We start from the raw sequence: 1,463 nt of genomic DNA, 5'->3' as shown, positions 1-1,463 counted from the left end.
CAATGTCATTAAGTTAAGAAAATTTCATATCGCATCTTTTTGATTTTTAAGCACTAAAGGTCTTACTCTAGTTCTGTATTTACCTGCTTCCCGTTTATTATTACGATTTAATCGAATTGGAATTGTATTTTGAAGAAATAAATTTTCTAACTCTTTGAATACTTCTTCCAAAGGAGCTTCTTTAAAAAGCAATTCTAAAATTCGGTTTTTTAAAAATCCATAAGACAAATTTGTGTTTATTTTATAATCTAATTTTGTGTTTTGATTCTTAACCTTTAATTCTTCTTCTAAATCGTTTACAATAATTGACTGCAGGTTACTGATAAATACAGCACAGAAAAAATCCTGCTCAATACTCATCTTAGAATAACCTGTGAAATATTCTACTTTTAATTTATTTTTTAATTCATCGTAAAAGGTCTCAATTCCCCATCTTAAAAAGTATAATTCTTTAAATATATTTGAAGGGTAAATTTGACTGTCTAATAAAGATGTCATCAAAATTTCAATTTCTCCACCAGGCAAATCAACCCTGACTAAACGAACTTTTATACTAGTAGTTTTATCATAATCTTTCCCTTCAAATATGTGTTTTTCTTGTGGAAAAACATCAACAATCAAAGTTCTTTTCTCACTTAAGATGAAAGAACTTACTATTTTACTATGATTTTTTTGTACTCTTATTAAATAATCAATTCCCGATTTAATATGCTCGTATTTAAAGTCATAAGAAGGATATCCCCGGTCATAAATTATTAAATCATTTTCTTTCCAATGTGATTTATGGCTCAAGGCTAACTCTCTTTCTCCTGTTTTTATGTTTTCTAAAACTGAATCTAAAACTAACCCATTTAATACATCATACAATACAGATGATCTTGCCTGAACTATTGATGTATTGGTCTGATTTTTAGATTCGCCAAAACATATTTTTAATTCCTCAGTAAACGGCAGGGTTATCTTTGAACCATCAACAGCTAAAACTCTAAAATCCTTAAATCGTTTAATATTTTCATTACTTTGGACATAATAATTATCTATAATTACTGAGGATAAATAATTAAAAACCTCAGGTTTTATCTTTTTCCTTTTTTGAACAAAAGCACTCGATGTGAAATTTTCAACTTTCTGAGATTCTAATTTTGAATTCAAATACTCCAGAAAATTATTAATTTCTATAGCCATACTTTTTCTTAATAAATTCAACATAAATATTAGCAATTGACTAAAAGGCTGCTTACGTTTTCTAGTAAAATCTTGCTCATTCACTCTATAATCTAATATTATTTCTTTACTAAAAATCTCTTCTCTCAATTTTTTGATTATTAAAATTGAATTCTTTGGCATATCTAAACTCTGTAAAATTATAGCTTAAATATAAGAAAATTACTATAAACTAACAAATTAAAAACATCTTAATTTATTGAAATAAAGAATATTAACACCTTAACTTAATGACATTG

The 1,463-nt window shown here is 26.2% G+C and carries 1 protein-coding gene; it reads right to left on the bottom strand.

All coding sequences use genetic code 11. The annotated features are described in order from the left end of the window. Window positions 1-24 precede the first annotated feature (24 nt). Complete coding sequence (locus tag ACQKCJ_RS24725; protein WP_427403147.1) at window positions 25-1,314, bottom strand: IS4 family transposase; 1,290 nt, start codon at window positions 1,312-1,314, stop codon at window positions 25-27. Window positions 1,315-1,463 lie beyond the last annotated feature (149 nt).

The sequence above is a fragment of the Flavobacterium sp. NPDC079362 genome (assembly GCF_050267765.1).
GTDB lineage: Bacteria > Bacteroidota > Bacteroidia > Flavobacteriales > Flavobacteriaceae > Flavobacterium > Flavobacterium azizsancarii.
Note: the sequence above shows the minus strand (reverse complement) of the source record. Positions and strands in the feature narration are given on the sequence as shown.